Source organism: Exiguobacterium sp. HSB13 (genome assembly GCF_056764755.1).
In genome coordinates this window covers 72,541-86,212 of the sequence record NZ_JBUZOM010000001.1, presented here as the reverse complement: position 1 = coordinate 86,212, position 13,672 = coordinate 72,541, and the positions used below count along the sequence as shown (strand labels likewise).

At 45.5% G+C, this 13,672-nt stretch carries 12 protein-coding genes; 5 read left to right on the top strand and 7 right to left on the bottom strand.

What is annotated here, in order from left to right:
* The 5 genes from pssA (at position 1) to ACZGCQ_RS00460 (ending at position 4,870) form a co-directional block, all read left to right on the top strand.
* Positions 1-747 (top strand): CDP-diacylglycerol--serine O-phosphatidyltransferase, encoded by a 747-nt coding sequence (gene pssA, locus ACZGCQ_RS00480; RefSeq protein ID WP_174316042.1) that lies wholly within the window; start codon positions 1-3, stop codon positions 745-747.
* 136 nt (positions 748-883) lie between these two features.
* On the top strand, positions 884-1,639 hold the full coding sequence (locus ACZGCQ_RS00475) for a carotenoid biosynthesis protein (protein WP_481265074.1): 756 nt from the start codon (positions 884-886) through the stop codon (positions 1,637-1,639).
* Positions 1,608-2,309 (top strand): lysophospholipid acyltransferase family protein, encoded by a 702-nt coding sequence (locus tag ACZGCQ_RS00470; protein WP_481265073.1) that lies wholly within the window; start codon positions 1,608-1,610, stop codon positions 2,307-2,309. The genes ACZGCQ_RS00475 and ACZGCQ_RS00470 overlap by 32 nt, the downstream gene beginning before the upstream one ends.
* The gene (locus ACZGCQ_RS00465; protein ID WP_481265072.1) at positions 2,306-3,382 is read left to right on the top strand and encodes a glycosyltransferase family 2 protein; all 1,077 of its coding nucleotides are present in this window, start codon (positions 2,306-2,308) and stop codon (positions 3,380-3,382) included. The genes ACZGCQ_RS00470 and ACZGCQ_RS00465 overlap by 4 nt, the downstream gene beginning before the upstream one ends.
* Positions 3,383-3,397: 15 nt before the next feature.
* On the top strand, positions 3,398-4,870 hold the full coding sequence (locus ACZGCQ_RS00460) for a phytoene desaturase family protein (RefSeq protein WP_481265071.1): 1,473 nt from the start codon (positions 3,398-3,400) through the stop codon (positions 4,868-4,870).
* A gap of 421 nt (positions 4,871-5,291) precedes the next feature.
* Here the strand turns inward: ACZGCQ_RS00460 and ACZGCQ_RS00455 are convergent, their stop codons facing one another.
* From ACZGCQ_RS00455 to ACZGCQ_RS00425, 7 genes are all read right to left on the bottom strand, one after another.
* The gene (locus ACZGCQ_RS00455; protein WP_029340972.1) at positions 5,292-6,125 is read right to left on the bottom strand and encodes a phytoene/squalene synthase family protein; all 834 of its coding nucleotides are present in this window, start codon (positions 6,123-6,125) and stop codon (positions 5,292-5,294) included.
* Positions 6,085-7,566, bottom strand: coding sequence for a phytoene desaturase family protein (locus tag ACZGCQ_RS00450; RefSeq protein WP_481265070.1), 1,482 nt, complete (start codon positions 7,564-7,566; stop codon positions 6,085-6,087). Before ACZGCQ_RS00450 ends, ACZGCQ_RS00455 begins: the two co-directional genes overlap by 41 nt.
* Positions 7,563-9,053, bottom strand: a complete 1,491-nt coding sequence (locus ACZGCQ_RS00445; RefSeq protein ID WP_029340970.1) for a phytoene desaturase family protein — start codon at positions 9,051-9,053, stop codon at positions 7,563-7,565. The genes ACZGCQ_RS00450 and ACZGCQ_RS00445 overlap by 4 nt, the downstream gene beginning before the upstream one ends.
* Positions 9,054-9,157: 104 nt before the next feature.
* Positions 9,158-10,156 carry a class I SAM-dependent methyltransferase gene (locus ACZGCQ_RS00440; RefSeq protein WP_481265069.1) on the bottom strand — a complete coding sequence of 333 codons (999 nt, stop codon included), beginning with the start codon at positions 10,154-10,156 and terminating at the stop codon, positions 9,158-9,160.
* Positions 10,157-10,295: 139 nt separating this feature from the next.
* Positions 10,296-10,676 carry a DUF1516 family protein gene (locus ACZGCQ_RS00435; RefSeq protein WP_481265068.1) on the bottom strand — a complete coding sequence of 127 codons (381 nt, stop codon included), beginning with the start codon at positions 10,674-10,676 and terminating at the stop codon, positions 10,296-10,298.
* An 84-nt stretch (positions 10,677-10,760) separates the two neighbouring features.
* Positions 10,761-13,304, bottom strand: coding sequence for a HAMP domain-containing sensor histidine kinase (locus tag ACZGCQ_RS00430; protein WP_481265067.1), 2,544 nt, complete (start codon positions 13,302-13,304; stop codon positions 10,761-10,763).
* On the bottom strand, positions 13,285-13,662 hold the full coding sequence (locus ACZGCQ_RS00425) for a response regulator (RefSeq protein WP_294743170.1): 378 nt from the start codon (positions 13,660-13,662) through the stop codon (positions 13,285-13,287). The genes ACZGCQ_RS00430 and ACZGCQ_RS00425 overlap by 20 nt, the downstream gene beginning before the upstream one ends.
* Positions 13,663-13,672 lie beyond the last annotated feature (10 nt).

Sequence of the window (13,672 nt, the reverse complement as noted above, 5' to 3'; positions counted from 1 at the left end):
ATGATGAGTAGTATCGATGAAGTGGCAGGAGGAATCATTTTGTGGAAAGATCGTGTTCGTAATTCAATACCCAACCTATTTACGTTCGGAAATCTGTATTGTGGTTTTTTAGCCATCGTCATGGCGGCAAAAGGTGATTTTCAAAATGCCACCTTACTAATCGTCATCGCGATGATGCTTGATAGTCTGGACGGACGTCTTGCTCGGATGCTTGGTGTAGCAGGCGACTTCGGAAAAGAACTGGACTCATTAGCAGATATCGTGACATTCGGTGTCGCACCTGCAATGATGGCCTACTATACGTATTTCTATGAATTCGGAGAAGTTGGTTTACTAATTTCTGCTCTGTTCCCGTTGTTCGGCGCATTCCGTCTTGCCCGGTTTAATTTATCGGCAACGAATGTGGCATCTGCTTATTTTTCAGGTGTACCGATTACGGCGGCAGGTGGTATTTTGGCCGTTGTTACGTTGTTTAGTGGACGAATGAACGACTTGATGGTTCCACTTGTCTTCACAGGTCTTGCCTTCTTGATGGTCAGTCGTGTCAAGATTCCAAGTTTTAAAGACATTCCCGTTCCGCGCCATACGTTCGTCATCACCTTTACATTGCTATACGTGACGTATGTCATGATTGCTCGTAGCAATGAATGGTCGACGTTTTGGTTCGTTGCTGTTCCGTTGTATATCGCGTTTCTCCTTTTCTCTTTCATCAAAAAGAAGAAGCAAAAGCAACATTCAAACGGATGATGGTAGGAAGTGGTCCGGTTTCTCTTGCGAGAAGCCGGACCACTTTTTTTATAGGACCGCTTCTCCCTCGCTCGTTTTCAAGATATATGGGTATACTTATGACAGAAGCTATTTTGGAAATGGAGGAATGTCACGCATGGAGCAGTTTCATAAACGTCTTTGGATTTTCTTTTCAATTTGGTTCACCATCGGCTTGATCTTAGTTGGTTTTTCGTTACTCCCCCCTTGGCTCGAGTGGGCCAATGCCGTCTTTTTATTCGCTTCCGGCTTATACGCAGCACTCTATTTTTGGCATATCTTACCGAAGGGTCGTCTTGTCATCCCCTTCATCTTCTTTGGTTCGATCATCATCGAGTCGATTGGGGTCCATACCGGTTTTCCGTTTGGAACATATCGTTATGAGTCGGATTTCGGTGTTCAATTATTAGGTGTGCCGATAACGATCGGGGCTGCATGGCTGTCGGTCATGGGGGCGAGTCTCGCTTTCTCCCGTTTGTTTTCGTTTCGCTATAGTACATTGATCCTCGTTCCATTGTTTGCCGTCTGGCTCGATTTAGCGATTGATCCTGTTGCTGCTAACGTGAAATCGTATTGGCTTTGGCAAGACGGTGGCTGGTATTACGATATTCCGACACAGAACTTCTTCGGCTGGTATGGAACGGCGCTCGTCTTTTCCTTTTTCATCAATCGCTATCAAGTCAAAGCGACGGATGCCGCACTCGAACAAAACAATCAGTATCTCTTTTTGATGTTGCACACTTTATTCGGTGTAACAGCAGGAGTTGCTGGTCTCTATGGCGTCACTTTGGTCAGCTTAAGTGCATTCATCGTCTATTTCATTGTGAAACGAGGGGTTATCGTTGAAAGAAGCAAACAAAAGCAAATTAGCTGAATCCGTATTTCATACGTATGTTGATCATGCTTTGATCCGACGTCATTTCCACCGTGTCTTATATCGAGCAGACGATCTACCTGTCCCTGGTCTCATGCTTGCTACGCACAGTTCTTGGTGGGATGGTATGATTCTTTTTCATTTGGATCAGACCTGTTTCCATCACGATCCTTACGTCATGATTGACCAAGCAGGGCTTGCTCGCTTCCCGTTCTTCTCTCGTCTTGGAGCTTTCTCTGTTGATCGGACATCATTCGCGGATATCAAGACAAGTCTTCATTATGCCAAAGAACGACTTCAAAATGGCAGCAGCGTCTGGATGTTTCCTCAAGGCGAGGAACGTCATCAAGAGGACCGTCCGCTTCGCTTAGCAAGTGGTGCCACACATTTGACGCGTCATACGGATCACGTGTCTCTCGTCGCCTTTTATTATTCATATGGCCATGAACAGCAACCGGACATCTATATCCGGACGCGTCGCTTTCATCCATTACCTGAGGAACGTTCAAGTGCCCAGGCAAAACGACTGACGGCAGAACTAACCGCCTTATACGACGACATTCGAGCAGATGCAATTGCGGAACGTATTGATTTATATCGTTGTATCTCTACAAGAAGGGAACCACTTCCTGCGCGAACGGAGCGCTGGTTACGGGCACTTCGGTCATGAGTTGGTTCTTTCTCTTCTTCGCTCTAGCTGTCTGTCTCTATACATGGATCAATTTAGCTTTTTTACCACGATTAACGGATCCCGTTCAACCAGATAGTCTAGCAATCTGCATCCCTTTACGTAATGAGGAGCGTAACGTACGAAAATTATTAGACGCACTAGCACCTGCTCTGACACCTGGGATGCACGTTTACTTATATGAAGACCGTTCGACCGATCGGACGCGCGAGTTATTGCTCGATCGGATTGGTCAAGACGACCGTTTTACAGTGATTGATGGTCTTCCCTTACCAGCAGGCTGGGCAGGAAAGGTCCATGCGTGTCATCAACTCGCGAAACGAACGACAGAGGACTACTTGTTATTTCTCGATGCTGATGTGACACTGACACCTGATGCAATTTGTCGCTTATACGGAACGTTACGAACAGAACGAGCCGTTTTCCTTTCCGGTTTCCCGTCCTTTCCTGTACCGACGTTTCTCGGAAAGTGTTTGATTCCAATGCAACATGTTCTTATTGCACAACATCTTCCGATTCCTTTTCGCAAGGTGAAGCATCCAGCGTTTGCTGCAGCCAACGGAATGGTCGTTCTCGTCGAACGACGTGCGTATGATCAAGTCGGTGGACATGAAAGTATTCAATCGGCTCTAGTTGACGATTTAGAACTTTGTCGCACATTTAAAAAATACGGATGGACGACGACGCTCGTCGAAGTCGCTCCAGCAGTCTCTTGTGATATGTACGCCACGAATGAAGAGGTCTGGCAAGGTTTTCTAAAGAATGTCTTTCGTGGGATGAACGATTCTTATGTTGTCGGATCATACTTTCTACTCTTTTACTTGGTTCAAGCAAGTGTCCTACCTTATCTCATCCTTCACCCATCCTGGCAGATAGGTGGTGCACTGATTCTTCTTTACTTAGCACGATTCCGGATTGATCGTGCGGCACGAATCCGACATGTTTGGTGGCTCCATCCACTAGCTGTATTCTTTTATGTCATCTTGCTAGCAAGTGCGATGATTCGAAGCTTTAGGAAACGGGAAATCACATGGAAGGGTAGGACCTATTCATAAGGAGGAATCAGTATCATGAAACATATAGCTGTCATCGGAGCTGGTCTTGGCGGACTAAGCGCTGCCATCTCATTAGCTGCAAAAGGATTTCGTGTCACGGTCATCGAGCGCAATACACATATCGGTGGCAAAATGATGCCGATCGTCACAGAAGGACATCGCTTCGACTTTGGTCCGAACACGATCACGATGCCGGAAGTTTTTCAATCTGTCATTCTTGAATCTGGTGCGGATCCTGATGAATACTTTACATTCACGAAACTTGAGCGTCACACGGTCAATCACTTTTCTGACGGACGCACCTTAACGTTCTCGTCTGGACGTGAAGCGATGCGGACAGAAGTAGATCGTTTCACGAACGGTCAGTTGGCAAAAAACGATATTACAGGTTATCAAGAAGAAGTGGCGAAGTTGCATACGATTGCAAAACAACAATTCTTTACGAATATAGATTCATTCATCCGCCCCTCCCTCTGGCGAGACATGTTGAAAGTGCATCCCTTCCAAAACCTTCATGGGCTGCATAAGCACTACTTTAAGGATAAAGGGTTGATTCAGGCACTCGATCGTTATGCGACCTATATCGGGAGTAGCCCTTATCAAACACCCGCTACCTTCAGTCTCATCGCTCATTTAGAACTAAATGACGGCGTCTACTTCACGAATGGCGGCAATACAGCAATCGCAGAAGGATTCGCTCGACGTGCAAAAGAACTAGGTGTCGTCTTCCGTCTTGGCGATGAGGTGACACAGATCGAAGTCGTCAATGGACAAGCAACGGAAATCGAATTGAATCACTTGGAATATCTACCGGTCGACTTCGTCGTCATGAACGGCGATTTATTGACACAATATCCACGCCTGATCTCAGAAACGGCACGACCTGATTTTAAAAATCCGACACCTGCTCAAGTCGAACCATCAATTTCTGCCTACGTCCGATGTATCGGTCTCTCACGTCGGATCGAAGGACTGGCTCATCATAACGTCTTCTTCTCTTCGGATTACGAAGCTGAGTTCAAGGCACTCTTTGATGAAAAACGTTACGCTGAGGAGCCGACGATCTATATCTCGAATTCTTCCGTCACAGCACCAGAAATGGGACAAGCGGGTGACAACTTATTCGTGCTCGTCAATGCACCCGCAACGGATACTGGACATGCGATTGATTTTGATACGTATGATCAACTGATCAATCAACGATTGCAGTCATTTGGAATTGATATTTCATCTGATGTCGTCTTCGAACAACGGGTCACACCACAGGATATCGAACAAACCTTCTTTGCTTATCACGGCTCGTTATATGGCTTGTCATCCAATGGCATCCGGTCGTCTTTCCTCCGTCCGAGCAACCGTTCAAAGAATGTTCACAATTTGTTTTTTGCCGGTGGATCAACGCATCCTGGTGGTGGTAGTCCAATGGTGACGCTTTCAGGAAAACTAGCAAGTGAACGAATCGTCTCTGCTGTCGCCGCTACCCTGTGAACGTTATGTGAATTGCATATCAATCACTTGTACGGACAACTAAGATTTGATACGATTACTTCGAGTTCAAGAGGTAGTGATTGACCCCACATCCTCAATCAAGCGCAAGGTGACTTCCCCGAGTCAAGAGCGTTGAAGAACTTACTTTTTCTAACCAGCGAAATCAAATGGGACCCACCCATTTCATCACGTGACTCATCGTGTGTCCATTCGCATGACTTACGACGTTCCCCCTTAGATCGTCTCATCCGAATGGTCCACAGATAGCTCGATAAAGAAAAGACCATCCCCGTGGTCGAAACAGACCTATCTCGTAGTCCAGATGTTCGCTCTGGTGTAGAAGTAATCTGAGACTCCCCGGTCTCAGACCATAGAAAAAAGACCTTGGTCCCCGCCAAGGTCTTTTTTCTATGGTCATGTATTAAATCGTAGCAAGTAACTTCATTTTTTGCCAACGGCTGACGTACGCGCGTTTCGTAAAGACGTCATAGTGATTATCCCGCGCTGCATCAAGAATACCGCGGTACAGGAAGGCAGCAGCTTTTAGAGCACGCCGACTCTCACGTGGATATCGTTCAAACGATGGAATCGCCGCGTCATATAGATGCTCTGCTCGAAGGGCAACCTCTTCCCAGAGACCGATGAAGTCTCCTGAAGGACGACCAGCGAGTAACGACTCTGCTGTGACACCGTATGTCTCCATCCATGAATGGGGCAAGTAGATACGACCACGTTTTGCATCTTCACCGACATCTCGCAAAATGTTCGTCAGTTGCATCGCGATTCCAAGATCGATAGCTGATTTACGGAGATCAGGCTGTTGCGGTGCAAGGATGGGTAACAGCATCAAACCGACAGTACTCGCTACGTAGTAGCTGTATTGCTCTGTCTCCTCAAGCGTTTGATAACGATTTTTCTCGATATCCCAACGCATCCCTTCTGCGAGCTCAAGAAATGGTGTCTCATCCATTTCATAACGTTCAAATACATCTGCTAAAGCAATCCATAACGGTTTATCTAGTACTTCGCCATCACGGAATCGTTTGAATTCATTCAAGAAAGCCATTAAGCTCTCTTTTGGTGTCTCCGATTCATCGACGGTATCATCGAGGAATCGGCAAAATGTATAGATGGCATAAACAGCTTGTCGATCTGCTTTTGGTAAGAGTGAAAAGGCTTTATAGAACGTTTTAGATCCGGACTGAATGACTTCCTCACATTTGATATACGCGTTCTGGATCGTCACTGAATTCATGTTTCCACCCCATCTCTTGTTCCATTCGGTTTACGAGTATCGTTGCGCCCATCATGACGACTGGTACTCCTCCACACGGATGTACCGATGCACCGACGGCATATAATCGATCGATATCCGGATACGGTTTTGCCTGTGTCTTTAAGGCAGCAGATTGGCGAATCGTCGGCGCAATCCCAAAACTCCCTCCCTGATACAATCCAAAGGCCTGTGCATCATTCGGTGTGCGAATCTTCATTTCTTGTATCTTTTCCCGGAATCCCGGATGATGATGCTCGATTTTTTCAAGTACGGTCTCAATGAAGTCTACTTTTTCATAATCTTCTACACCATAGCCACGTGGAGAAGGAATTAATGAATAGACGACGCTATCGTCCGTTCCTGTCAAACTACGGTCAATCTGACTTGGATGGAACAGATAGACTGCCGGATGTTCAGGTAATCGTCCTTTTTTAAAGATATTCGTCATGAGCGGTTCCAAGTCGTTTGGCATCAAAAAGCGATGCACTGGTAAATCGACTTTCCCTTTCATCTTGAAATACAGTAATAGCGTACCGCCTGAAGGCGTATAGGTCTTAGGTTGTTTACCTTCCACAAGACGTTCCATCAATGGAAACTCTCCATTTAGTACGATTTGATCGAAGGCTTCGTGTGTTCCATCTTGTAAGATGATTTCTTTCGCCTGTCCTTGGTCGACAACGATTCGTTCAACGGGTGCCTCGAAGACGAATCGGACACCACGTTCGACTAATGTGTCGTACATGCGTTCAGCAAGCGAGAAATAGCCACCTTTTACATACCAGACACCTTCTGCTTGTTCCCGGTACGGAATCAAACCGTAAATCGATGGTGTTGTATAAGGATTTCCGCCGATATAAAATGTCGGGAAACTGTATGCCATGCGCAAATATTTACTCTTGAAGTATCGCTTCAAATGGTCATGTGCTGTCTCTAGAGCATGCATCTGTAATAATGGACGCATCATGTCTGGGTGCAACAACTCCGTCTTCCGACGATAACCACGTTCTAAAAATTTCGATACACTCGTCTCATAATCCTTTTCTTTTTGATGCATGAATTCATAAAATCCACGACCTTCACCGAATTGACGTTCGATTGCGATCGCTTGATCCACGACATCGGCTACTTTCGTGACGACGGTACCGTCGTCGAAGTGAAGGTCATACAATGGATCGACCCGTTCAAGTTCTACTCCCGTCACGCCGGCTTCTGCCAACTGCTCTTTTAACTTGCCTGGCATCAGGACGATCGTCGGACCTTCATCGATGCGGCCACCTGATTCAAAATCGACGGATCGTAATCGACCACCGACATGCGCTTCTTTTTCAAAAATCGTAATCTCGACTCCGGGATGTCTTGCTGTCAGCAAAAGCGCTGCATGCAGTGTACCGACACCGGCTCCTACGAATCCTATCTTCATGTCCGCACCCCTTCTTTTTTGAGCACAAGTTCTGCAGTGATACGCGCGGATTCGAAGATCGTTGGTAATCCGCTACCTGGATGTGTGCCACCTCCGACGAGATACAGATGATCGAGCTCTTCAAATTGATTATGCGGTCGGAAATACATCATCTGCGTCAACTGATGACCGAGATTGAACGTCGCGCCTTGATGGATCCCCATCGCTTCCCAGTCGTCTGGCGTGAACATCTCTTCGACTTCGATTGCTGCTTCAATCCCTTGATACGGCGAACGCGTTTCAAGGGCGTCAAGAACACGACGACGTAGTTTCGGTCCTTCGATCGACCAATCAAGTTCAGAGTAATTGTTCGGTACCGGCACTAGGACATACATAGCAGACTTGCCTTCAGGTGCTAGCGTTGGATCAATCACGGATGGATTTTGGACATAGAATGAAAAGTCATCCGATAATTCCAAAGTCTGTGTCATCTCACGAACGTTTTTCTCATAGTCCTCCGCAAAATAAATCGTGTGGTGTGGTGCATCAAACGTCCGGTTGACACCAAGATATAACATGAACGTCGAACATGAGAATTTTTTACGGTCAATTTTTGGTCGGGACCATTTTTTCAAAACCCCTTCCGGCACCAAATGATTCATCGCATGTGCGAAATCGGCACCGATGATGACTTCATCGAATAACTCATGTTGACCTGACTCAAGGATGACTCCTTCGACAGTTTTTCCATTTAAGATCAATTGTTCGACGCCTGCACCTAACTGTACGGTTCCGCCCAGCTCCTCGATCGCACGTTGCATTGCTAGCGGTACTTGATGCATCCCGCCAATCGGATGGTGGACACCGTAAGCATGTTCCATGTAAGACAGGATGGAAAAACCACCTGGACATTCCCAAGCTGACATGCCTAAATATTTCGCTTGGAATGTAAAAGAATACTTCAATTCTTCGCTCGTGAAGTAATCGGATAAAACATCATAAAGCGATCGTCCAAGCGATAGGCGTGGAAGTGCCGTTAAGACACGCGGTGATAAGTAATCCGTTAGCCGATCGTGACGTGTCTGTAAGATGGGCATGAGCTTTCCAAGCTTAAGTGCTTGCTCTGCCATGAATCGATCGTACCCTTCTCCATTTCCAGGAAAGTGTTGTTCAATCGTCTCTTTCATCCGGTCCCGATCCGTCGTCATCGTGAATTGCTCTGTTCCACCTTTAAAATAGAGCGTGTACATCGGATCAAGTGCCTTTAAATCTAAATAATCTTCTAATCGTAAACCAGCTTCGTGAAAAACGTTTTCTAAAATATGCGGCATATTAAGGAATGTTGGTCCTCGGTCGAACGTATAGTCACCTAGTTTGACGGCAGAAGTTCGTCCACCGACTTGCGTTTGTTTTTCATAAACGGTGACGTCTACTCCTTTTCCTGCTAATAACAAGGCACATGCAAGTCCCCCAGGTCCTGCTCCTATCACTGCTACGCGTCGCTTCACCCAAATCTCTCCTTTATCTCTCATCGTTTCAACTATTATACTAAGCACATAGTAAAAGCGACAAATTTGAACTGTCTTCCAACTGTAAAAACGCCAGACTTCGCTTAGGAAGTGGCGTTTGCAGTGACGATATACCAGGCACCTTCTTTTAAGAATGGTGTGATCGAAATGTTTTCAAACCCAGCTTTCGATAGATCTTCTTTCAATTCTTCCTTACTCGGTAATGGATATAGATTCTCATGCAACGTCATAAAGGCATTGAATGCTGCTGAGAAAGGTGCGCCATGTGAACTATCACGTAATGGTGTGACGAGAATGACTGTTCCATCATCTTTGACGAAACGACGAACTCCTTCTAATAGTGCAAGTCGTTCCGGTTGCGGGAAGTAATACAAAATATTATTCATCATGACACCGTCATATGTCTCTTTGACATCAAACGTTTTGATATCCCCGACGACAAAATCAATCTCTCCGCTCGTATCTCGCCGTTTTGCTTCGGCGATAACCGATTCTTCAATATCAATTCCGGCGAGTCGTAAGTCCGGCAATGCCTCGTGGATTTTACGGAGATACCCTCCGTAGGCACAACCAATATCAAGAAGTGAAGTCAGATTACGATTCCGAATGATGTGACGTACTGCTGGGAAAGCAACAGTCTCAACGAGAGCTGAAGTTTCAGCTACGATGTCTCCATGTTCCTCTCCATTAAAGGTCTTTTGGTGACCCTCTTCTAAAAATTGAGGATAAGAGAATAGTGCTGGTAAGTGCAGCTCCATCATTTCCGATAACATGAATCCGATACTGCGGTCGTCTGATTGAGAGAGTTCCGGAAGAACATGGCGAGTCGCTGTATAGCGTAAATCTTTTTTCTTCAAGTGACCGACTGCGACGCCGACTTCGAACCAGCGGGATAGCGCTTCCTGTGTCAGCGGACGCTGCATCCGTAGCTGTGCCTCTGCTTGTGTTGCTCCTGTTTGAAGAGCATCGAATAATCCATATTTATAACCGATATACCCATGCCAAAGTGGTAACACCGGTTCTGCGCGTTTCATCCATTTCCGTGCCCGGAAAACCTTCGTCCATTCCTTCAACTGTGCCACAAGCGTTCCCCTCTCTACTGTGTAATACATCCCTTTTCCCAAATAACAACCACTTGTAAACAAAAATTACTAACGGACATACAAAAAGAGTCCTTTTCAACCTATGAGGTCGAAAAGGACTCTTTGATTCCGCATGAAATTAGAAGAACTTCATACCGTATGGGAGTGAATAACCTAGGAATATTGTCACAAGGACAAGCACGATGAATCCGATGACGAAACCGGAATAGGCTTTGCCCTTTTTGACACGAACGAGTGTCAACTCTCCGAAGACGAGCGACAATAAGCCGAGGGTGATCTTCGCATGGTAGAGTGGGTCTGGATTTTCAGACATCCCCATGATTTTGATATACAGGTAAAGACCTGTCGCGAACGTCAATAAAAGCAACAGACGGAACGCCATATGAATCCCTTTTGCAGCTTTTTTGTTGTTCTTGTACATCGAAAAGGCGACGAAGAACGTGACCAATAAAAGTACCCAAAGTAAGACGTGTGTGTGAACGAATGCTGTGATTGGCATTTCATTTCCTCCTTTCTTTTCCTATCTCATCGTATCTGATTTCAGGACGAACACCTAGTGTTATTTTGTTGATATATGGTTTTTTCAGGAGATTGTCACATGTGTGGATTGGACGATTGGGAATTTGACAGTGAAGAGACTTCCTTCCCTTACGACCGATTCCACGTGAATTTCTCCACCATGACCGGTGACGATTTCCTTACAGATGGCTAGACCGAGACCCGTACCTCCAATTTTTCGACTATCTGAGTTGTCGACGCGGTAGAATTTTTCAAAGAGACGACTGAGCGATTGTTCCGGAATCCCGATTCCCTCATCCCGGACTTGAAGAATGACTTGATCAAGCGATGTCGTGAGTACGACATCGATCGCACCGCCAGAAGGTGAATACTTCACCGCATTATTCAATAAATTATTGAGCAACTGTCTGATTTTTTCTTCATCTGCTTCAATGACGGGCAATTGATCTCCTTCGTGACGGAACGTAATCCGATGAGCTTGTGTCGAAGCTGCATAGAACTGTGTCGTCTCTTCAGCAATCGCATGAACGTTCACGGATGCTTTTTTATACGATTGTGTTCCTGATTCCATGCGCTGGACATCTAAGAAATCATTGACGAGATTCGCAAGACGTTCCGTTTCGGAATGGATCGTCCGTAAATATCGATCTTGGCGCGATTCTTCGATGTCCCGGTTGAGCATGAGCTCTGTAAAGCCGTAAATCGAAGAGAGTGGCGTCCGAAGTTCATGAGAGACGGTTGAAACGAGTTCCGATTTCAAACGATCCATTTCGGTCTCTTTCGTCACATCACGCATGACGAGCATCGTTCCTTTATGCACCTGATGAATCTGGATCACCTCGACATAAAATTGAATGAATACCGTCTCGTTTCGAATCGAGAATTGTAGACTGTCAGTCGGTAATTCTCCACGCAGAACTGAGTCTACATATCGACTGAAGACTTCCGGTTCATCGACGACGGATCGAATGACTTCTAAGCACGTTTGCAGTGTCTCCTGTTCAGTCTGGACACCATAACGTAATTCCGGGAATAAATCGTATAATGGTCGATTGACGAAGACCTCTTCTTTACCCGGTTCGAGATAGATGACGGCCTCTCGAATCGAATCAAGAATCCGTTCCGTCTTCGTTTTCTCTTTCGTCATCTCATCAAATAAACGCATGCGTAAGAGCGATAGTGACAATTGACGAGAGAACGACATGACATCACGCATCTGTTCGTTCGTAAACTGATCGCGATAACGGACAAGGTAGATATACGCGATGATATCATCTGCCGTTGGATCGAGAATCGGCACAGCCGTTTCATACATATAGTACGGATACGGTAATGGATGATTGCTCGCGACTTGTTTAGAAGAATGCACAGGTGACTTCAATGACTCGGCTCGTTTTAAGAGAGACGCCTCGTTTTGAAGCAACTGTTCTGCCAATTCATCCGTCATTCCATACGTAACGACAGAATAACTGTCTTCCTCATCAACAAATACTAATGCACCAATCTCAGAATCTGTGATCGTGACGAGCTTCTCGATGATTTCTGGATAAGCAGTCAACGACTCACGTGCCGCTAGCGTTTCTGTCAAATCATTCCGATACTGCAAATGTTGCTCATTCCGCATCGTCAGTTCTAATGCTTCTTCGAGTTCTTCTTGCTGTGCTTGTAATTCTTCCTGCTGTGCTTGCAATTCTTCCTGTTGCGCCTGTAATTCTTCATTTTTCGCTAATAAATGCTGCTTGTTCTCGGAAATCGAACTTGCCATCTGATTGAAGGATAACGCCAGAATTCCGATTTCATCTTTACGATTCGGTACTTTGACGCTCGAAACATCTTCACCGTTTGCAAGCCGTTGACTGTTCTTGACGAGAGATAATAATTCCATCGTGATGCGGCGAATAAACGGATAAATAAAGAAAATCAAGATGGCAAGTAAGACGACGATATTCGCTAACCAAATCAGCTGTGTCGTCCGGATTTCCCGTTCCAGCTGGGCGCTCGTCCGTTGTGCCCAATCCTCTAAAAATTCACGATAACCGCCGAGTGCTAGCTCGCTCTTATTGATCTCTGATAGTACATCAATGTTTCCTTGAGCATCTAATTGAATCTTACCTTCAGCTAACAATCGCTGACCAAGTGGCAGTTCAGCAAGTGTTGTTCCTTTTAAGAACGATTCCGTGACATCTCCGGATTCTTTCGCTTTGACATAAGATTGAATAAGCGGCAAAATGGCATCGAAATAATAACCATACAATTCTCTCGAGGACTGGGCGAATGCCTTTCCCTGATCATAAATCGCATTTTTTTCGAACCATTCAGTCTGCTGATCGATCTTATCTTGTTGGGCCATGACCTGATTATATAAATCCGTATTTCCCATCAAGGCATAACCACGCATATTGAACTGGACATCCTGCCACTCTTCCCATAAGGCACCCGCACGTGCACTCCGATCACGGATATCTTCTAATTTCGCCCGAGTCGCCTGCAGTTTCGTGTCGGTGTAGTTGTAGACGATCAATGATGAAATCATCAATGTAGCTAATACGACATAAAAGGAAGCCATGAGTTGGCGTCCGATTTTTCGATTAATCCACTTTGTGATCACTCAGTATTCCTCCTACTACATCAATCAACTCTAGAGGACTAAATGGTTTGGAGAAGAAATAGTTCGCACCAATTTCTTCCGCGCGTTCCCGGTCGGATTGTTGACTTTTAGCCGTCAACATCATGATTTTTAGATGTTGCTTATCCGGATGTTGTCGGACTTTTTCGATGACTTCAATCCCTGTCATTCCAGGCATCATGTAATCAAGTAGAACAAGGTCGTATTCAGCGTTCATGATTTTTTGATACGCTTCGTCTCCATCTGTCGCTTCGTCGATCGTATATCCTTCATCTTCTAGTGTATCGAGTACTAACATGCGTAAGACATCTTCGTCTTCTGCTAATAAAATACGTGCCATCTATTAAAAC